The organism is Flavobacteriales bacterium, assembly GCA_025210295.1.
Taxonomy (GTDB): domain Bacteria; phylum Bacteroidota; class Bacteroidia; order Flavobacteriales_D; family Parvicellaceae; genus S010-51.
Map to the genome: position 1 here is coordinate 54,253 of JAOASC010000028.1, position 20,301 is coordinate 74,553.

At 34.5% G+C, this 20,301-nt stretch carries 14 protein-coding genes; 4 read left to right on the forward strand and 10 right to left on the reverse strand.

The features are described 5' to 3' along the window. The first annotated feature begins 32 nt into the window (after positions 1 to 32). On the forward strand, positions 33 to 1,682 hold the full coding sequence (gene recN / locus N4A35_08490; GenBank protein ID MCT4581439.1) for a DNA repair protein RecN: 1,650 nt from the start codon (positions 33 to 35) through the stop codon (positions 1,680 to 1,682). A gap of 2 nt (positions 1,683 to 1,684) precedes the next feature. On the opposite strand, the gene N4A35_08495 is transcribed toward recN, so the two are convergent. The 8 genes from N4A35_08495 to N4A35_08530 all read right to left on the reverse strand — a co-directional run bounded on the left by N4A35_08495 (position 1,685) and on the right by N4A35_08530 (position 12,414). After that, positions 1,685 to 2,080, reverse strand: coding sequence for a hypothetical protein (locus N4A35_08495; protein ID MCT4581440.1), 396 nt, complete (start codon positions 2,078 to 2,080; stop codon positions 1,685 to 1,687). A gap of 5 nt (positions 2,081 to 2,085) precedes the next feature. Continuing rightward, positions 2,086 to 2,616 (reverse strand): sigma-70 family RNA polymerase sigma factor, encoded by a 531-nt coding sequence (locus N4A35_08500; protein MCT4581441.1) that lies wholly within the window; start codon positions 2,614 to 2,616, stop codon positions 2,086 to 2,088. Between the two features lie 34 nt (positions 2,617 to 2,650). Further along, the gene (locus tag N4A35_08505; protein ID MCT4581442.1) at positions 2,651 to 2,992 is read right to left on the reverse strand and encodes a hypothetical protein; all 342 of its coding nucleotides are present in this window, start codon (positions 2,990 to 2,992) and stop codon (positions 2,651 to 2,653) included. A 74-nt stretch (positions 2,993 to 3,066) separates the two neighbouring features. Beyond that, a complete protein-coding gene (locus tag N4A35_08510) occupies positions 3,067 to 4,425 on the reverse strand; it encodes an MATE family efflux transporter (protein MCT4581443.1) in 1,359 nt (452 codons plus the stop codon). Positions 4,426 to 4,489: 64 nt separating this feature from the next. After that, positions 4,490 to 5,704, reverse strand: a complete 1,215-nt coding sequence (locus tag N4A35_08515) for a metallophosphoesterase (GenBank protein ID MCT4581444.1) — start codon at positions 5,702 to 5,704, stop codon at positions 4,490 to 4,492. A gap of 142 nt (positions 5,705 to 5,846) precedes the next feature. Then, positions 5,847 to 10,223 (reverse strand): gliding motility-associated C-terminal domain-containing protein, encoded by a 4,377-nt coding sequence (locus N4A35_08520; protein ID MCT4581445.1) that lies wholly within the window; start codon positions 10,221 to 10,223, stop codon positions 5,847 to 5,849. A 34-nt stretch (positions 10,224 to 10,257) separates the two neighbouring features. Beyond that, positions 10,258 to 10,584: a hypothetical protein gene (locus N4A35_08525; GenBank protein ID MCT4581446.1), complete on the reverse strand. Its 327-nt coding sequence runs from the start codon at positions 10,582 to 10,584 to the stop codon at positions 10,258 to 10,260. A 72-nt stretch (positions 10,585 to 10,656) separates the two neighbouring features. Then, positions 10,657 to 12,414: a long-chain fatty acid--CoA ligase gene (locus tag N4A35_08530; GenBank protein MCT4581447.1), complete on the reverse strand. Its 1,758-nt coding sequence runs from the start codon at positions 12,412 to 12,414 to the stop codon at positions 10,657 to 10,659. 208 nt (positions 12,415 to 12,622) lie between these two features. Here N4A35_08530 and N4A35_08535 point away from each other — a divergent pair, with 208 nt between their 5' ends. From N4A35_08535 to N4A35_08545, 3 genes are read left to right on the forward strand one after another with little or no spacing between them, the layout of a single operon-like run. Then, complete coding sequence (locus N4A35_08535; GenBank protein MCT4581448.1) at positions 12,623 to 13,108, forward strand: RNA polymerase sigma factor; 486 nt, start codon at positions 12,623 to 12,625, stop codon at positions 13,106 to 13,108. After that, a complete protein-coding gene (locus tag N4A35_08540; GenBank protein ID MCT4581449.1) occupies positions 13,105 to 14,952 on the forward strand; it encodes a type IX secretion system membrane protein PorP/SprF in 1,848 nt (615 codons plus the stop codon). The genes N4A35_08535 and N4A35_08540 overlap by 4 nt, the downstream gene beginning before the upstream one ends. 15 nt (positions 14,953 to 14,967) lie before the next feature. Next, a complete protein-coding gene (locus tag N4A35_08545) occupies positions 14,968 to 15,942 on the forward strand; it encodes a type IX secretion system membrane protein PorP/SprF (GenBank protein MCT4581450.1) in 975 nt (324 codons plus the stop codon). 75 nt (positions 15,943 to 16,017) lie between these two features. Here the strand turns inward: N4A35_08545 and N4A35_08550 are convergent, their stop codons facing one another. Both N4A35_08550 and alaS read right to left on the reverse strand, forming a co-directional pair. Next, on the reverse strand, positions 16,018 to 17,331 hold the full coding sequence (locus N4A35_08550; GenBank protein MCT4581451.1) for a DEAD/DEAH box helicase: 1,314 nt from the start codon (positions 17,329 to 17,331) through the stop codon (positions 16,018 to 16,020). Positions 17,332 to 17,657: 326 nt separating this feature from the next. Next, on the reverse strand, positions 17,658 to 20,297 hold the full coding sequence (gene alaS / locus N4A35_08555) for an alanine--tRNA ligase (GenBank protein ID MCT4581452.1): 2,640 nt from the start codon (positions 20,295 to 20,297) through the stop codon (positions 17,658 to 17,660). Positions 20,298 to 20,301: the final 4 nt, after the last annotated feature.

The window sequence follows — 20,301 nt, forward strand, 5'->3', positions numbered from 1 at the left end:
CTTTAGAAAGACAACCTATAGATAAGGAAAAGATGCTAAAAAAAATATCCATAAAAAATTACGCGTTAATAGAGGCGCTAGAGTTAGATTTTCAAAAAGGGTTTACTGTGTTGACAGGAGAAACGGGATCTGGTAAATCAATTCTATTAGGAGCCTTAGGACTAATATTGGGAGAACGAGCAGATTTAAAGTCACTAAGAGATAAAGGGGCTAAATGTATCATAGAAGGAACTTTTGAAATGGATCAAGCAAAATTTTCAACTTTCTTTCAGGCGAATGATATTGATTTTGATAAAGAGACGCTTCTAAGAAGAGAAATCACTCCATCAGGAAAATCAAGAGCTTTTGTCAATGATACTCCTGTAAATTTAGCTGTGCTAAAAAGCTTAGGAGAACGTTTGATAGATATTCACAGTCAAAATCAAACGCAACAACTCAATACCTCTAATTTCCAATATCAAGTTTTGGATGTCGCTAGTAATGCCCAACAAGAGTTTCAAGCTTATCAAGGTGTTTTGAAAGTCTATGAAAAAACAGTAAAAGAGCTAGAGGATTTAAAGGATTTACAACAAAAAGCTAATGCAGAACAGGATTATATTCGTTTCCAGTTAGAGGAATTATCAAACCTTGATTTGTCGATCAATAAAGAGGAGCTTGAACAAGAATATAATTTATTAGCCAATGCTGAGGACGTCATTAGAGTTTCAGAAGAAGCTGCAAATGTGATTAATAACGATCAAAACGGTGTTGTTAATGCACTACAAGAGTTAAAGGCAATATTGGGAAAGTTAGAACGTGTAGATCATTGGTATGGGGATTTATTAGCGCGAATAAATAGTGTTGCCATAGAGTTACAAGATATTGATTTTGAATTGGCCAATAAAGTAGGAGCGTTAGAAATGGATGAGGAGCGTTTAGTTTATCTTGATGAACTACTGGGAGAAATCAATAGACTAGAAAAAAAGTATAACGTTATTGGTATTCAAGGGTTAGTTGATTTAAAGGAAGAGTTGGAACAAAAAGAAAATACTTTTAGTTCTTTAGAACAAGATATTATAAAATTAACCGAAGCAACCGAGTTTCAATTCCAAGAAGTATTAAGTAAGGGGAAAAAGTTATCGGAAGCTAGATTGAAAGGTGTTCCTAATTTAGAACATAAAATAAAGGCGATCTTAACTGAGTTGGCCATGCCAAATGCAGTATTGAAAGTTCAATTATCTCCATTGGAAGAGCCTACAAGCAATGGTTTAGAAGAGATCGATTTTCAGGTTGTTACTAATAAAGGCATGGCGTTTAATTCGCTTAAAAAAGTTGCGTCTGGCGGAGAACTATCTCGAATTATGTTAGCCATAAAGACAATATTAGCCGAAAAGGGAATGTTGCCAACATTAATTTTTGATGAAATTGATACAGGTGTGAGTGGTGAAGTAGCAAATAAAATTGGAGAAATTATGAAGCAAATGGGGAGAAAAATGCAACTAATGAGCATCACCCATTTACCACAAGTTGCAAGTAAAGGAAGTTATCATATCAAAGTCTATAAAGAAGATAGGGGAGAAGTAACCAACACTTTTATTAAGACTTTAAACCATGAAGAACGCTTGGTCGAGATAGCTAAAATGTTAAGTGGAAATAACCCAACTAACGCAGCTTTGGATAATGCAAAGGAACTATTAAATTAGAACTACTGTTTATTCTTAATAAGATAGAAGTCTGCTAGCTCTGTTAGAAAATAAACAAAAGCCAATAAAGTTCCATATAAGAAATAAGAAGAACTAATAGACGAAAGTACTTCAACTTCAAAAGTATAGATCGCTACTCCAGATATTAATAGTGCAATACTAGTTAATCCTATTGTTTTTAATCGAGTTTTGGCTTCTTCTTTCTGTTCCTCTTGATAATAAGCTTCTTCTATGATCTTTTCTGAAAAGAGATAAGGTACTTCAATATTTTCTGCCTTATTAAGCTCTTCAAAAATAGCAGTATAAACAGCTTCATCTTTATTAAGATTCTGAAGTTGATCTTGCTCATCTTTATTGAGATTTTGCTCAATTAGTTGTTGTATTTCTTCATCTGTCATAATAGTTATTTTAAATACATGGTTAGTTTTTCTTTTAGCATTTTTCGAGCTCGAAAAATATTAGTTTTTACACTAGATTCAGAAGTTTTAGTAATAAAGCTAATTTCCTTATAGCTCATATTGTTTTTATGATAAAGTAATAATACCGTACGATATTTTTGAGGTAAACGTTTTATTTGTGCTTGAATAAAATCGCTTTTTTCTTGAGCAATAATTGTTTCTTCTGGAGAAGCTGTTGTTAGTTGATGTTCTACAATAGTGTCATTGTATTCGGTTTTATGTTTTTTTACGTGATTAATAGCTAAATTATAGGCTATTCTCCCAATCCAAGTTGCCAATGATGATTCGTTTCTAAAAGTATGTATTTTGTTAAAAACAGATAGAAAAACCTCTTGAGCTATATCTTTTGCATCATCTTTATTATTGGTAACTTTTAAAATAATACTAAAAACCAAATTTTCGTATTTGCGAATCAACTGATTAAAAGCATCAAAATCTTTATGCTTAATCTTTGTTATGATTGTTAAGTCTTCCATTAATCAATGATTCTTAGCCTAAATAACTTTGTGATTAGTTTTTAAATTTATTTTGAAGAAAAAAGTAAGTTAAAAAACCGAGCGATGCCGCAATTATTTCAATCGCAAAAAATAGAGCGGGAGCATCCTGATCTGATAATAAATGAATAATGAGGAGGCCTACTCCAGAAAAAGTTCCAATAATTCCCCATTTTAAAGTATTTGTTGAAGAGCTATTTTTATTCATCAAAGACTTAACAAGATCTGGGTTAATATCAAGGTTGCCGACTTCAATAATTTTTCGTTTAATTCTACTCGAGAAGATAATGTGAAGGATTAGAGCCCATCCTCCAAAAACACTGCTAATAATAAAAACTGGTGTTAAGTTCAATTCCATAATAATATTGAGTTTTTAATTTATAATTTACCCAATAGACAATGAAGCAAGGAAAAAGTTTCAAAAAAAATGAATTATTTTTTAGAAGCTAAGATTTTAATCCCTTGATATAGGAAAATAAAACAAAGTATAGCAGATAGAATATCAGCGATAGGAAAAGCATACCAAATTCCTTTTAACCCAAAGAATGGAGGAACAATATAAAGTAATGGAATTAAAAAGAAAAGTTGTTTGGATAAGGTTAAAACTAAGGCCATTTTACCATTTCCTAAGGCCTGAAAATAGGAAGCTCCAATTAGTTGGAAAATAACGACAGGGGTAGCTAAAAATATCCAAAATATAGCACTTGGTGTATGTTGTATGATTTCAGGATCATCATTAAATAATGACGGAATATAGTCAGAGCCAATAATCAAAACACCACATAAGAGTACAGAGATAAAAAATCCGTATAATAGAGCAATTCTGATCGTTTCTTTAACTCGATCATATTGTTGAGCCCCATAATTATAACCAACGATAGGTACAAAACCTTGGGCTATACCAATCAAAGGAAAAAAGGCAAACATTGCTATTCGGTTAACAATAGTGTAAACTGTGATGGCATCTTCACCATTAATTCCTGCTTGCATACCATAATAAAATAATTTTTTATTGATGATAATTGTTAATAGACTAATAGCTCCTTGTCTCACAACACTAACAGAACCAATAGAAAAAATCTCTGAAAGGATTTTTAAATCAGGCTTAAATAAACTAAGATTTATTTTTAGCTCTCCTTTACCCGCAATATAATAATAGGCAACTCCAACAAAAGAAGAGATATACGAAATTGATGTAGCCCAAGCTGCACCTTCCATTCCGTAATCTAAAAGAAGAATAAAAATATAATCTAATAGCATATTAAAAATAGAAGGAACTAATAAAACAAGCATAGCCATTTGAGGCTTTCCTTCAGCTCTTAGATTATTATTGGCCATCATGGCTAAGGATAAAAAAGGAATCCCTATTAGCAAACGCGAATAATAAGTGACCGAATCAGTTTTAAGGTCTCCTAACGCTCCAAAGGCAGTTAGAATATCATCCATAAAGAGGTACCCGATAAGAGAAAACAAGACAGAGACTACAATACTTAAACTCACTTGGTTGTTGAATGCCAATTGAACTTTTTCATGTTCTTTTGCTCCCAAAGCTCTAGAAACAATCGAACTTCCTCCGACACCAATAGCCATTCCAACTGATGACATTAAAAAAGCAATGGGAGTAACAATACCCACAGCTCCTATCGCTAATTTTCCAATATACTGTCCAACAAAAAAAGTGTCAACAATCATATTGAAAGACATAAGCATAAAGCCTATAGCTGCTGGAATAGCTTGACTAGCGAGTAGTTTTCCTATTTTTTCAGTACCAAGTTTTTGAGATTTCTGCATTCGTAGCCAAAGGTAGTTTTAATTTAGTTGCTGAAACTTAATTTAGAATAATATCTATCAATGTTTATTGCTTTTTTAATTCAAAAACAGTAATCTCTGGCCACATTCCAACTCTTCCAGGGAACCCTAAAAATCCAAACCCCTTATTGACATATAAGTATTGTTGATTGTTTTCATAAAGACCAGCCCATTTGGGATATTTATATTTAACTGGACTCCACTTAATAATTTTTTTGATATCGAATCCAACTTGCATACCATGGGTGTGACCACTTAGGGTAAGGTTGAAGTTAACAGCATGCTCTACAACTTGAGCATCCCAATGACTGGGGTCATGTGATAATAGTAGTTTAAAAGAATTAACTGCAAGGTTTTCTATTGCTTTATTGAGGTCTCCAAATTGAGGAAAAGGTGGTAGTCCCCAATTCTCAATTCCTACTACAGCAATTTCACTAGTACCACGTTGAATTTTAACATGCTCATTCATCAAGATTTTAAAATCCATTTTTCCATGGTTGGTAACCAATTGCTGAAAGTTTTTTTGTTTGTCTTCAATTGAATGCCATCTTACATAGTCGGCATAATCGTGATTACCTGTAATAGAAAACTTTCCATCTTTAGCTTGAATTTCCTTAAATAATGGAATGAATGGTTCTATTTCATCAGCAAAGTTATTGACTAAATCTCCTGTAAATAAAACAAGGTCAGCATCTTGTTGATTGATTAAGTCAATTCCTTTCTTAACTTGTTTTTTACTGTCAAAGCTTCCAGAGTGAATATCAGAGATTTGTACCACCTTATATCCATCAAATTCTTTGGGTAAATCAGAAAAGTATAAAGGAACTTTAATAACCTTATAATTGTATTTACCTTTTGTGATACCATAGAGAAAAGAAATAAAAGGAAAGGCTGCGATTACTAGTCCTAAGATTTTAATCCATGTTCTTCTTTGTATAACATCACCAATGTCTAATAAGTAGAGAAGACCACTTACTGCCTCACCTAATAATGCTACAAGAACAAAAGTAAGTTTAGTAACAAAAATGGTAAAGGCTAAACCAAATAGAAAGTTTTTGGTATAACTTTTTATGCCCTCTCTATTTTTTTGATCATCTGTGAAAGCACTAAATAAAGTCACCACAAACAAACTTAACGTTCCAAAATAAAGAATTTTGTACAATATTGAGCTGTTAATTTCATTGGCTAAATAAACATAAAAGAAAACTTCAGAGCCAATAAAGGAAATTAGTATTACGACTAAGGCAATTATTCTATGCATAGCATTGTTGGTATTTTGTGGGCTCCTTAGATAGAGCGCAATAACAAAATTACAGATTCTAAAGCAAGACTAGCGTTAAAAAAATATAAATAAAAAAGCCATGTATAAAAATACATGGCTTTATCTATTGTGTTTAGAAAATTTATCTTTCTAGGATAAATGAACCTTGATAGTTGGTAGAAATACCTTCAGCATCTTTGGCGTCAAAGATATAGAAGTATGTCCCCTCAGAAGCTTCAGAACCTGATTTTGTTCTTCCATCCCAACTATTATTGATTCCGTTCCATTCATAAATTGTAGCACCCCATCTATTTACGATAGTACCTTTCAGTTCAGTAAAGTTTCCACGTACAATGAATAAATCATTTTGACCATCGCCATTTGGAGTAAAGATATTAGGGATAATTACCTCAATCTCTCTCCAGTCTAATTCACTTGATTCAGTGTCATCTAAATTTGGAAAGCTGTTTGGTGTGCTGCCTCCATTTGTAGGCCCTCCATTATCAACTGTAGAAGTTCCATCAACATCAAAAGCATCATCTAACCCGTCGTTATCAGAGTCGTTTCCAGTTGGCTCTGTATTTGGAGTTCCATCATTGTCAGTATCCCATCCTTCAATAATATCAACATCAAAGTCGTTATCAGAATCGAAGTCAATGTAATCTGGTAAATTATCAAGATCTGTATCAGCAGGAGCTACTGGAGTCCCTCCATTATCAATATCATAAGTATCGTCAATACCATCATTATCAGAATCGTTTCCAGAAGGAGCTAGGTAATCATTTGTTGTTTGTCCTTCAATATTATCAACAATACCATCGTTATCAGAATCGTAATCTATTGCATCAACTAATCCGTCTCCATCTGTGTCAGGGTTAGGAAGTGGACTTCCACCTTCAGATGGGTCAACAAGATCAGATAAGCCGTCTCCGTCTGCATCAACAAATGGCCCATCTCCAATGATTCCGTCACCATCAGGATCTTCACCTCCACCTTCGATAACATCAACAATACCATCGTTATCAGAGTCTAAGTCAAAGTAATCAGGTATACCATCACCATCAGTATCATCATTCATTGGGTTTCCATCTCCATTAATGTCTTCGTCTACATCTAAAATACCATCGTTATCATCATCAGGGTCTTCATTATCGTTAATACCGTCTCCGTCATGATCTTGTGGTTCTCTCCAGTCTAATTCAGGAGTAGAAGTTTCATCTAAATTAGGGAAACTATTAGGTGTTGTTCCTCCATTATTTGCACCTCCATTGTTGGTTGTAGAAGTGGCATCTGCATCAAAAGCATCATCAATCCCATCTTCGTCTGAATCATTTCCAGTAGGTGTAGTATCAGCAATTCCATCGTTGTCAGTATCCCAACCTTCTAAAATATCTAAATCACCGTCATTATCTGAATCTGTATCTATATAGTCAGGTGAATCAGTAAAGTCTGAATTTACAGGGGCTATAGGAGTCCCATTATTGTCAGCGTCATAAGCATTGTCTATACCATCGTTATCTGAGTCTAGTCCTGTTGGCGGAACGTATCCTGTAGTACTTTGTCCTTCAACATTGTCTACAATACCATCGTTGTCGGCATCAAGGTCTAAGAAGTCGTGAATACCATCACCATCTGTATCAGGATTAGGTAACGGTGTTCCACCTTGTGATTGGTCAACACTATCGTCGAGTCCGTCCATATCCACATCTGTAATAGGTCCTGTTCCTATAACTCCATCACCATCAGGATCGGATCCTCCAGCTTCGATTACATCAACAATACCGTCATTATCAGAGTCTAAATCAAAGTAGTCAGGAACTCCATCACCATCTGTATCAGTAGGGTTGGTAAGTGGATTATTATCTCCATCTAAATTAGCATCTTCATCAACGTCTAAAATTCCATCATTATCATCGTCTGGATCATCAGCATCTAAAACTCCATCGTTGTCATTGTCGCATGCTCCAGCTGAGATTGTAATTTGTTCAGTGTCAGTACCACCACAGCTTCCAGCTAAGTAATTTTGGATCGTATAAGTTCCATCAGCCAATCCACTTGGGTCAAACTCTCCAGTAGCAGGATTAACAATTCCCGGTCCACTCCATACCCCTTCGTCTACAGCTGAAAGATCTACAATTCCCCCTGTTGGACAATAAGGACCAGTAGAAGTAATGGTTGGGTCCAATGAACCTGAAACAGTGATGGTTGAGCTAGAAGAATTGCTACATCCATTAGCGGTAACATTGTAATTAATTGTATAGGTTCCATCTCCAACAACTCCAGGAGAAAATACGCCGTTAGAAACTCCTGGCCCTGTCCAAATACCTCCAGAAGTTGCTGCTGTTAAGGTATGTGGAGCATCACTAGTACAAAATGAGGAAGGACTAGTAATGGTTGCGTCTGGAGTTGGGTTAACAGTTACCGTTTGAGAAGAACTGGCTGGACAAGAATTACTTGTGCCACTAATATTGTATGTGATAACAGTATTTCCAGATCCAGCAATTGACGGATCAAATGTATTTCCATTAATTGGGTTTGGTGTATTAGGAGAAGCTGAAAAAGTTCCTCCAGCAGTACTTGGTACTAACGTTACAGGTGTATCGTCAGAACATAGGTTGTTGGCTGCAACAGTATAGTTGGCATTTGGTGCTTGTAAAACAGAAATAGTTGTACTAGCCGTACCTATACATCCCCATAAATCAGTCACTTGGTAGTTTAAGGTGTAGTTACCAGGATTTGGGGCTGTAAATGTAGGAGAAGAAGAGGAGGTGCTGCTTAAATATTGAGCTCCACTTCCAGTCCAAACATGATTAATATATATACCTGATCCTCCAGATGGATTCCCACTAACAGAGATAGGGCTATTTACACATGCAGGAGATGGTGTTGAGGTAATATTTGCTGTTGGATTAGGGTCGACAGTAACATAGGCAGTTGCAGTTGTTGTAATACCCCCACAGTTGGATTGTCCAGAAACGCTAACTTGGTATAGTGTATTGGTAGAAGGTGTTACATTAATTGTTTGTGTATTAGGATAAGTTCCTGGAGGTGTAGATGACCAAGTGTAGGTTAATCCACTTGTACTTCCTGATACGTTTGCCGTAATACTTGTTGAATTCCCTGCACAGATATAATAGTCTTGAGGAATAGCTTCAACAACTTGCACACCACTTGTTGCAGAAATTGTATATGAACAAATGTCACCTGCAAATCCATCTACCATGATGTAGTATGTTTGACCTGGAGTTAATCCAGTAGCTGTAATTGTTTGTGAGTTTCCAGTTTCCAACATGTTAGAAACAGCAACAAAGTTATTACAGTTAGTTCCTTGGAAAATCTGCATTTGCATTCCGTTGTTATTTTGGCAAGAATGTACTTGAACAAAGAGTTGTGCAGATGTTGAACTCGCAGTAAATGCTAACCAACTGTTGTTATCAATTTGAACAGGTGAAGTAGGGCTGCTTCCAGTATAATTTTGTCCAAATGGAGCAGAAGGATTTGAATTAGGAATTCCATTTTGACCAGTCCCAGTCATGTTTCCAGGCTGATCAATAGTATAAGCAGAACTAGTGATTCCTCCATAACCATTTAAGTCACAAATCCATTGGGCATTTTGACAAGCATCATTATCAGGAGAAGAGACACATAAACCAAATTGACCATTATTATTGTTTCCATATTCCCAAACTCTAATATACATCGTAGCTCCAGGAGTCAAGCCTGTTCTGTAGATATATGGCATGTTTCCTATTCCAGCATCATCATCACATTCTACTAAAGTAGGGGCAAAACAAGATCCAGAATATAAAGCCATAGCTCCATCACTGAAACCAATTGATTGTGTATGAATATCTAATTCTCCACTTGGAGGTACTACAACAGAAAACCATACATCACCTCCTGAATACCCTCCTTGATGAGGAAAAGAACCTCCACATCCGTTTGGAGCGGCAATGTTTGAACCAGCTGACCCTAAATTGGTGTAAGTTTGAAAATTACATGAAGGCGAAACACTTGGTAAAGCAAAGGCATTACAAGGTGTATTGTTGGTAGCTGGAGCTAATCCAGTAACACAAACACTAAAGTTTGATGTCCCCGATCCAACGCCATAGTGATAAACTCTAAACTTATATGTATTTCCGCTAGTTAAGTTATTTAGTGTGACTTCTTCATCACCATTATTACCATTGTCATCAACGCATACTATTGGATTTCCTGAATTTGAACTGCTGGGGCAAGAATTACCCGGAAAAACTTGTATAACTGGATCATATCCGACAGTTGGGTCTACTTTAATAGACATTGTAGAACTGTTGGCTACAAATGTATACCAAACGTCATCATCTGCGTTTCCTGAACATCCAGGAGCGGTTTGTGTAGCATTGTTGGAGGTTCCAGCAATCCATGTACAGTTGGTATATGTAGGGGTAATTGTTGCTGCGTTATTACAAAAATCTCCTTGAGCATAATTAAAAATTGTCAAGGATAGAAAGTAAAGTAAAATAGATATTCTTTTCATGTTGGCAAGTATAAGAAAGTGGTTTGGGAAGGGGCTATTTAATTACTTCTTGGGTATAATTTTTTATTTCGACATTATTATTAGCTAGAACTATTTTAATGTCATCAATTTCAATAGATTTATTATTTTCTTTAGGTTCAAAAACCGAAATGTATAGTTTATAGTGCAGTGCATCCACATCACAAGATTGGACACCCTCCAGTTGTTTAAGATCCTTTTCAATGTTTAGTTCTTGTTCTTCAAACTTTAAACGGTCTAGATCAATAGAATACTTAATCGTTCTGTCTCCATGAGTTTCTTTTGATTGTGCAAAAAAACTAATTGAAATAAAAATAAATGAAATAAGAAAAAAATGTTTCATAACACGTTGTATAGTTAAATATTAAAGGCTAGACGAAAACGCCTAGCCTTAGGTTGCATCTTAGGTTGTAATTTAATTGTAAATCCCCTCAATTAAAGCAGCGTTATTAGCATGTATTATTTTACGCTTTAACTTTAATGTTGGTGTTAACTCTTCAGTTTCGACTGTCCATTCGTTGGCCAATAATTCGAATTTTTTGATTTGTTCCCATTTACCAAAACTAGTGTTGTAATGGTTAATTTCACTACTAAATTTAGCCAGTACTGCTTTGTTTTTGATTAAGTCTTCATTACTATTATAATCAATGTCATTGTCAGTAGCCCAATTACATAAAAATTCAAAAGCAGGAACGATGATTGCAGCAGGGTGTTTTTTACCTTCTCCAACAACCATTATTTGTTCAATGAATTGAGATTCTTTCATTTTGTTCTCAACAACTTGAGGAGCAACATATTTCCCACCAGAAGTTTTGAACATTTCTTTTTTACGATCAGTAATTTTTAAGAATCCTTCAGCATCAATTTCTCCAATATCACCAGTGTGGAACCATCCATCTGCATCAATGACTTCTTTTGTTTTCTCTTCTTGCTTGTAGTATCCCATCATTAAACAAGGACCTTTTGTTAAAATTTCACCATCTTCAGCAATTTTAACTTCAACATTGTCTAATACTTTTCCTACTGTTCCAAACTTAACACCTGTTTTAGAAGAGTTAACTGAAACAACTGGTGAGGTTTCTGTTAATCCATAACCTTCAAATACAGGAATACCAATAGCTAGGTAAAATTGAGCTAACCTTGGTTGAAGAGCAGCTGATCCTGAAGCTACAGCTAAAACTCGTCCACCAAGCTTTTCTCTAACTTTACTGTAAACTAATTTATCTGCAATTCTTCTCTGTAAGCTAGGGTGTTTTCCATAAACATAAGTTTTGGTAAGTCCCATAGCCCATGTAAAGATTTTAGCTTTTATTCCACCTCCTAAAACTCCTTTAGCCATTACTCCATCATATATTTTTTCTAATAAACGAGGAACAGCTGTAAATACATGAGGTCTTGCGTCTGTAATGTCATCAACTATTGTTTCTAATGATTCAGCATAATAAATCGAAATACCAGTCATTTGATACAAATAAATAAGCATACGCTCATATACATGGCAAAGTGGTAAAAATGATAAGGCAACTTTTCCTTCAGAAACAGGAAGTCTAGGTCGGCTTCCTTTAGCATTTTCAACCAAATTTTGATGACTAAGCATAACACCTTTTGGTCTTCCTGTTGTACCAGAAGTATAAATCATTGTTGCTAAATCAGTCGCTTGTATCGCTTCTTTTCTTTTTTCTACTTCTGCTTGATCTCCATCTTCTCCTAACTTTAAAACCTCAGACCAGTTTTTTGAGCCCTCAACTTCTTCAAATGAATAAATTTCTTGTAAAGTAGAAACCTTATCAAAAGTTTGTACAGCCTTGTGATGTAATTCTTTGTCAGAAACAAAACATAACTTTACTTCTGCATTGTTAAAAATATACTCATAATCTTCAACTGTAATAGTTGGGTATACAGGTACACTAATCGCTCCGGCTTGAGAAATACCGATGTCTAAAATGTTCCATTCTGTTCTGTTATTAGAAATAACGGCAATTTTATCACCTGGTTGTATCCCTAATTTAATGAGCCCTTTACTGATTAAGTTTGCTTGTTCAATATATTCTTGGATAGATGTTTTTACCCATTTTCCTTTTACTTTTGAAACTAGAGCCTCAGCTTGAGGATAGTGCTTTAATTGGAATTGAGGAACATCAAAAATCCTTTTAATTTCATTATACTTTTCCATGTAAAAAATTTTAATCTTGACTTACAAATATATAAATCATTTTGACATATAAAATTTTTAGGAATGTTTTCTCGTTTAGAAGAAATAAAAATAAACATTAAGTTGTTATTATTGGATAGGGTTTGAAAAAAAAGTTTTAACTTACCTGTAACTTTTGACTCCCTTAAATTGTTCTACCTTTAAAAGAAGCATAAAATATTCTTTAATTTTGAATAGAAAACAATACAATATTGCAGTAGGGGAGTACTCTGAAAGAGTTTTTAGGTACGCATTTAAGTGGTCTAAAAATGAAGCCTATTCTAAAGATGTTGTTCAAGAAGTTTTTGAGAAGTTATGGAAGAACAGAAAAAAAGTAGACCATAAAAAGGCAAAGTCATGGCTGTTTACAACTGCTCATAACCTCTTAGTTAATCATACTAAAAAAAAGAAAATGATTAGTAGAGAGGACTTAATTCATCAGGAACCTTATTTTAAAGATAACCAATATGAGTTGCAAGACTTAATAGAAGTAGCTTTAAGTACATTGCCACAGGTTCAAAAATCAATTTTATTGTTAAGAGATTCAGAGGGATATGATTATAAGGAAATAGGAAATATTCTAAACCTTAATGAATCCCAAGTTAAAGTTTATTTATTTAGAGCTAGAAAAAAAGTAAAGAACTATTTAAAAGATTTAGCAGTCCTAGTAGCATGATTATCAATAAATACAATATTGAAAAATGGATGTTTGATTATTTTGAGGATAATTTAACTCAACATGAGCGAATCGAGCTAGAGCGCTTTCTGGAAAAGAATAAACAATTCGAAGAGGAATTTGAGTTTTGGAAAGAAAGTTACCATGATAATGTGGAAGTACCAGTATATGAGGTGCCAGAAGGATTGTATAAGGCCTCTCTATTTAACAGAAAGTCTACTGTAGTTGCTTTAGGAGTATTGTTGTTAGGTGGAATCTTATCAGTGTTTGGGTATCATTGGATAAATCAAAGTCCAGAATTATCTTCCTTGATGTTGGATGATAAGATTACTGAGTATTTTCAAGAAGATAAAGTATCAAGTTTAACTGAAGAAAAAGTGGAACAGGAGTCTTTTGTAATTGAGGCGAAAGATTCAGAAGATTTAAGAGAAGAAGCGGGAACGGCTGAAGAAATAAGTTCGTTAGTCAAAACAACAACAGAAAATAAAGCTGTTGATCAAGGCGTTGTTGAACACCCAAAGGAATTGTTAGTACATAATGCACCTGTTACGACTTCATTTACATCAAATAATAAAGGTTTTAGAACAAGTGATGAGAGGGGGGAAGAGAAGTTGGTGGAGCAAATTGGAAAAGTGAAAAATAATGTGAAACCTTCGGCGAAAAGAAGATTAAAAAACAAGGAAACTAAATTTTTACAATCATTGTTAGCAGAAGGAAAAGTCAGTCCATATCACTACCAAACTAATTCTACTAATGAACGCTATACTTTTTTGGAATTTAAAAGAAGTCCAAATAGAAAGCGAAAAGCAAATAAGGATAATGTGAAAACTAAAAGTAGAAATAAAGAGTATTTAGAAAATATTGCCATAATATCTACGTTGTTCTATAAAGATAAAGCGAAATTAAGGCAAAAACGAAGAGGTAAAATAATAGGAAGGCTTAAGAACGAAGAGATTGCTTTAATTAATACACATGATCCTGTTTTTGTGTTGACTAATTCTAATCCAACAGTTAATAATTTAGCGTTAGTTGGAGGTGTAGGAATGCCAAGAATAAAAACAAGCTTAACCAATAGGTGGAGAGGATCTGTTAATGAGCAAAATAAAGCCATTATCACAGGAGATACTTATTTTAGTAAGTTGAATGCTGGGGTTGGAATTGAGGCAAAAGTTACTGAGTTTACTAAACAAAATTATAATAGTTCTTCTGTGGGCGTAACCTATTCACAAAGAATTCAGTTAAAGGAAAAAACATCATTAAGTGTAGGAGCTAAATACGCTTTTAATATGCATAATTATCAAGATGGAAATCAAAGTGAAGCACCTTTAGAACTCACCCAAAACTATGTGAGTTCAATAATGGGGGAGACTCAAAGTAGTTTTGCTCACATAGGCCACTCTTTTTCAACTGCTTTATGGTATGATGGTAAAATGGTATATGGAGGAATCAATTTTGATAACGTAAAATACATAAAAAATGAAAATAATAATGCAAATGAGTTTGTAGAATATATAAATCCTTTTAAATTCGCAATACAATTGGGAACAGATTATCGCAGAAATGTTTATTCTGCATGGGTGGTTTCTCCTCAAGTTAATTATCGTTATCAACAGGGAGTCAGTGAGTTATGGCTTGGAAGTGTGTTGAAGTATAAACGATTGTTAGCGGGGATTGGCGGCTCGTTTTCAGATGCTTATAAGCTAAATATAGGTGTTCAGGGAGGTAATTTAAGGTTAATCTATGGATTTGATTATGCTAAATCTAAATTAGAAAATCAATTTTATGGAACTCATGAGTTGTCTTTTAGATATCTTTTGAGAAGAAAGAACAATTGGAAAAAATAAAAATACTTTTAGAGTATGAAGTTATATAAAAACATATCTGTCCTATTAGTAACTTTAGGGTTTCTATTAGGAGCAAAGACCAGTTTTGGACAAGATCCTGAGTTTACTCAGTTTTACTCCAATCCTTTGTATCTAAACCCCGCTTTTGCTGGGTCTAAGGTTTGTCCTAGGGTGGCTTTAAATCACCGAAATCAATGGGCGAATTTATCTGGGAGTTTTGTCACAACTAGTGCATCTTATGATCAAATGGTTCAGAGTATCTCTGGTGGTTTGGGATTAATGGTGATGACTGATAACGCAGCAAAGACAATGAAAACAACCAGAGTTAGTGGGATGTATGCTTACAATCAGGCTGTTACGCGTAAGTTTTCGATAAATGTAGGGCTAGAAGCTACATTTTTTCAAAAATCAATAGATTGGGATAAGCTAACTTTTGGCGATATGATTGACCCTAGACGTGGATTTGTATATGAAACCAACGATGTAAGAAGAGAAGGAGCTATAACAGGAATAGATTTCTCAGCTGGAGCTATAGGATATACAGAGAATTTTTTCTTTGGGTTTGCAGCTCATCACTTAACAGAGCCTCAAGAATCTTTAATTAAAGACGATAGTAAGTTGCCAATGAAGTTTACTGGACATGCTGGTGCAATTATTCCAATAGGAGGAGGAAGTAAGTACGCTGCTTCTGATGCTTCAGTATCGCCAAATATATTATTTAGACAGCAAGGAACATTTACTCAATTAAATATGGGGGTTTATATCAAGAAAGGACCTTTAACGGGTGGTATTTGGTATAGAAATGAAGATGCATTCATTACTTCTGTTGGTATTGAGACAGATTTTTTCAAAATAGGATACTCGTATGATGTTACTGTATCTAAACTGTCTTTAGCATCTGGAGGATCTCATGAGTTGTCTATGGGAATCAACTTTAGTTGTCGTCCTAAGAAACCAAAGTTTAGAACAATCTCTTGTCCTTCTTTCTAAGGTATAACTTAATAGTATTATAAATAAAAAGCCTCACTTGTGTACAAGTGAGGCTTTTTATTTTCATTAGTTTGCTTATTGTTTTCTTCTTGGTTTAGCAGTTCCCTTGTTGTTAAATTTTGAAATGCTATTTCCGTTCTTTTGTTCTTTTTTCTTTTGGTGCTTTGAATTTTTATTGCGAGGTTTAAAATTTCGACCTTTACCAGAACGTTGGTTTCTTCTTTGTGGATTAGGGGCTTCAGCTTTGATCGTTGGATCAACTTCAAAGCCTTTAACCATACTGCTGTCAATGGAAAGGTCGATTAAACGTTCAATGTTCTTTAAATAAGCGTTTTCATCAATACAAACCAAAGATAAGGCTTCACCATTAGCTCCAGCTCTTCCTGTTCTACCTATACGATGTACGTAATCTTCAGGAATGTTGGGTAATTCAAAATTTACAACATGCGGTAAAAGAGGAATGTCTAACCCCCTAGCTGCAATGTCTGTAGCAACTAAAACACGTATAGTATTCTCTTTAAATCCTTTTAAGGCCCTAGTTCTAGCTCCTTGAGTTTTGTTCCCATGAATGGCGGCAGAAGTAATACCTTTTTTCTCCATTTTTTGACTTAAACGATTGGCTCCATGCTTTGTTCGGGTGAAGACCAATACTTGGCTCCAATTACCCTCTTTAACCAATTTGATGAGTAAGTCTGTTTTTCTAGTTCTGTCAACACGAATAACGCGTTGTTTTATTTTTTCTACAGTTGTGTTCTCAGGTGTTGCTTCTACAAGTGTAGGGTTGATTAAAAATTCGTTAGCTAGCTTTTTAATTTCTTTAGAGAAAGTAGCAGAGAATAAAAGGTTTTGTCGCTTTTTAGGAAGTAATGTAATTATTTTTTTGATGTCCCTGATAAACCCCATGTCCAACATTCGGTCAGCTTCATCTAAAACCAATAAGTCGATATGTTTTAATGATAAGGCTTTTTGTTGTTCTAAATCTAATAAACGACCTGGAGTAGCAACGAGTATGTCAATACCAGCATTTAATGCTCTTTTTTGTGGATTTTGATTAACTCCTCCAAAAATAACAGTAGATTTTAAGTTAATATTAGCACTGTAATCTTTAATGTTGTCTAATATTTGAGCAGCTAATTCACGTGTAGGAGTTAAGATTAAAGCTCGAATTTTTCGTTTTCCTTTGGAGTGTGGTTGTTTTGAAAGTAACTCCAAAATTGGTAGTGTAAAGCCAGCTGTTTTTCCTGTTCCAGTTTGTGCTGAAGCTAGAATATCTTTCCCCTTTAAAACTTCGGGAATTGCTTTTTCTTGTATGGTAGAGGGTTTAGTATATCCTTTTTTAGCGACAGCATCAACTATAGCGTCGGATAACCCTAATGATTTAAATGACATATATTTTGTTTAAATAAAGTAGCTCTTTGAAATTAATGTGAACCACTATTAGAATTGTGTGTGCAAATATAAGATTAATATTTTAAGTCGAGCTCATCATTTGATTTAGCATTGACCTTTACTGAGGTTATTGAAGAAGAAATAGCATAATTAGGACAACAAGGTTGAATTAGGTTCTTTAAAGTTGATCTTGTCTTTTAATGTTCAAATAGAGGGCCAACATAGACCACTTCCTGAAGTTCCTTTGTCAATCAAAAAGCAAAAATAAAAAAAGCCCCTCATCAAGAGGAGCTTAAAATCATATCATTAGTGTTACCAATAAAACCTTAAGCTAAATAATTTTCAGCTTTCTTCAGTGCACTTTCTAATCCGTTAGGGTTCTTTCCACCAGCAGTAGCAAAAGATGGTTGTCCGCCACCTCCACCGTTAATCTCCTTAGCTAATTCCCTTACAATGTTTCCAGCATGTAAGTCTTTATCTTTAATCAGACTGTCCGATACAGCCACAGAGATCGTTGTTTTATCGTTGGCATTGCTTCCCAATACCATAAATAGGTTTTCTACCTCGCCTTTTAATTGAAATGCTAAATCCTTGATCGATTTAGAGTCGATATCTACTAGCTGAGCTAGAAAGTTAACTCCATTTTTATTTTCAATTGCATTGATTAAATCTTTTTTAACACCTTTAGCTTTCTCTGCTTTAAGCGCTTCTATTTCTTTAGCTAATGCATTGTTTTGCGCTTGTAAGTCGGTGATAGCTTTAGCAATATTCTTTGGGTTTTTTAAAGCTACTTTAATTGCTGTAATGGTGTCCAATTGATCTTGAACAAATTTGTCGGCAGTAATAGATGTAATGGCTTCTATTCTTCTGATTCCAGCCGCTGTTGAACTTTCGCTAACGATTTTAAATTGGCCAATTTTAGCAGTGTTTTGTACATGTATACCTCCACACAATTCGATAGAACTATCAAACTGGATTACACGTACAGTATCTCCGTATTTTTCTCCAAACAACATCATTGCTCCCATCTCTTCAGCTTTTGCAATAGGAATGTTTCTAAATTCATTTAAAGGAATAGCTTGGCGAATTTTATCATTTACTAAGGCTTCAATTTGAATAAGTTCTTCGTTAGTTACTTTTCCAAAGTGAGAAAAATCAAAGCGTAAATATTGATCGTTTACCAAAGACCCTTTTTGTTCAACATGTGTTCCCAATACATTCCTAAGTGCTTCGTGTAATAGGTGAGTTGCAGAGTGATTATTCGTTGTTAAGCTTCGTTTGTCAGTGTTGATTTGAGCAACAAATTTAACTTCAGGAAACTCAGGCATTTTTTTAGTAAAGTGAATGATTAAGTTATTCTCCTTTTTGGTGTCAAAAATGTCTACCGTCTCGTTTACTCCAACCAATTGTCCTTTGTCACCAACTTGTCCACCACCTTCTGGATAGAAAGGAGTGTTGTTGAGTACAATTTGGTATATTGTTTTGTCTTTATTTGTTGTTTTTCTGTAACGAGTAATGTATACTTCGCCATCAGTATAGTCGTAACCAATAAATTCTTCTTTGTCGTCTTCTTTTAAAATGACCCAATCACCAGAAGTGGTTTCTGAAGCTTTTCTTGAACGACTTTTTTGTTTTTCTAACTCAACTTTAAAACCTTCTTCGTCAATTGTTAAACCATAGTTTTGAGCAATCAAGTTTGTTAAGTCGATAGGGAATCCAAATGTGTCATATAATTCAAAAACAGCTGGACCTTCTATCGTTGTCTTGTTGTTTTCTTTTATTTGAGTACAAATATTATCCAAACGTTTTATTCCTTGTGCAAGTGTTCTTAAAAAAGAAACTTCTTCTTCTTTAATCACTTTAGTAATTAAATCCTGTTGTTTGGCTAATTCAGGGAATGCTTCTCCCATTTCTTTAACCAAAGTAGGGACTAACTCATGGATAAAAGGTTCTTTTAAGTTAAGGATCTGATATCCATATCTTACTGCTCTTCTTAAAATACGTCGAATTACATATCCTGCACCATTGTTCGAAGGAATTTGCCCATCAGCAATCGAAAAAGCAATGGTTCTCACATGGTCTGCAACAACGCGCATTGCTATATTAATGTCAGTATCTTCTCCATTTTTTAATTGGTCATTCGTCTGATACACCAAGTTTGATAAACGCTCCAGGTGTTGAATAATGGGTTGGAAGATATCAGTATCATAATTACTTGTTTTTCCTTGTAACGCCATAGCTAGACGTTCGAACCCCATTCCTGTATCAATGTGTTTATGTTTTAAAGGCACAAGGCTTTTGTCTGCCATTCGATTAAACTGCATAAATACAAGGTTCCAGATTTCAATAACCTGAGGATGGTCTTCATTGACCAATGATTTACCATCTATTTTTTCACGTTCACTATCAGGTCTTAAATCGACATGAATTTCAGAACAAGGTCCACAAGGTCCTGTTTCTCCCATTTCCCAGAAATTATCTTTTTTGTTACTAGGGATAATTCTATTAGGATCAATAATGTTCGCCCAAATGTCAGTGGCCTCTTGGTCGATGGCTAATCCATCCTCTTGATCTCCCTCAAAAATGGTAACATACAAACGGTCTTTATCAATTTTGAAAACATCTGTCAATAACTCCCAAGCCCACTCAATAGCTTCTTTTTTAAAGTAGTCACCAAAACTCCAGTTGCCTAGCATTTCAAACATCGTGTGGTGATAAGTATCTACACCAACTTCTTCTAAGTCGTTGTGTTTTCCAGAAACACGTAAACATTTTTGAGAGTTAGCAACTCTTGGGTCTTTAATGGCAGAATTTCCTAAAAATAAATCTTTAAATTGGTTCATCCCGGCATTGTTAAACATCAATGTTGGATCGTTTTTAACCACCATAGGTGCAGATGGAACTATTTTATGTCCTTTTTTCTCAAAAAAATCTAAATAAGTTTGTCTAATTTGCTTAGCGTTCATTAGT

Coding starts and splice junctions, on each gene's coding strand:
- recN (MCT4581439.1), top strand. CDS start 33: ATGCTAAAAAAAATATCCATAAAAAATTACGCGTTAATAGAGGCGCTA.
- N4A35_08495 (MCT4581440.1), bottom strand. CDS start 2,080: ATGACAGATGAAGAAATACAACAACTAATTGAGCAAAATCTCAATAAA.
- N4A35_08500 (MCT4581441.1), bottom strand. CDS start 2,616: ATGGAAGACTTAACAATCATAACAAAGATTAAGCATAAAGATTTTGAT.
- N4A35_08505 (MCT4581442.1), bottom strand. CDS start 2,992: ATGGAATTGAACTTAACACCAGTTTTTATTATTAGCAGTGTTTTTGGA.
- N4A35_08510 (MCT4581443.1), bottom strand. CDS start 4,425: ATGCAGAAATCTCAAAAACTTGGTACTGAAAAAATAGGAAAACTACTC.
- N4A35_08515 (MCT4581444.1), bottom strand. CDS start 5,704: ATGCATAGAATAATTGCCTTAGTCGTAATACTAATTTCCTTTATTGGC.
- N4A35_08520 (MCT4581445.1), bottom strand. CDS start 10,223: ATGAAAAGAATATCTATTTTACTTTACTTTCTATCCTTGACAATTTTT.
- N4A35_08525 (MCT4581446.1), bottom strand. CDS start 10,584: ATGAAACATTTTTTTCTTATTTCATTTATTTTTATTTCAATTAGTTTT.
- N4A35_08530 (MCT4581447.1), bottom strand. CDS start 12,414: ATGGAAAAGTATAATGAAATTAAAAGGATTTTTGATGTTCCTCAATTC.
- N4A35_08540 (MCT4581449.1), top strand. CDS start 13,105: ATGATTATCAATAAATACAATATTGAAAAATGGATGTTTGATTATTTT.
- N4A35_08545 (MCT4581450.1), top strand. CDS start 14,968: ATGAAGTTATATAAAAACATATCTGTCCTATTAGTAACTTTAGGGTTT.
- N4A35_08550 (MCT4581451.1), bottom strand. CDS start 17,331: ATGTCATTTAAATCATTAGGGTTATCCGACGCTATAGTTGATGCTGTC.
- alaS (MCT4581452.1), bottom strand. CDS start 20,297: ATGAACGCTAAGCAAATTAGACAAACTTATTTAGATTTTTTTGAGAAA.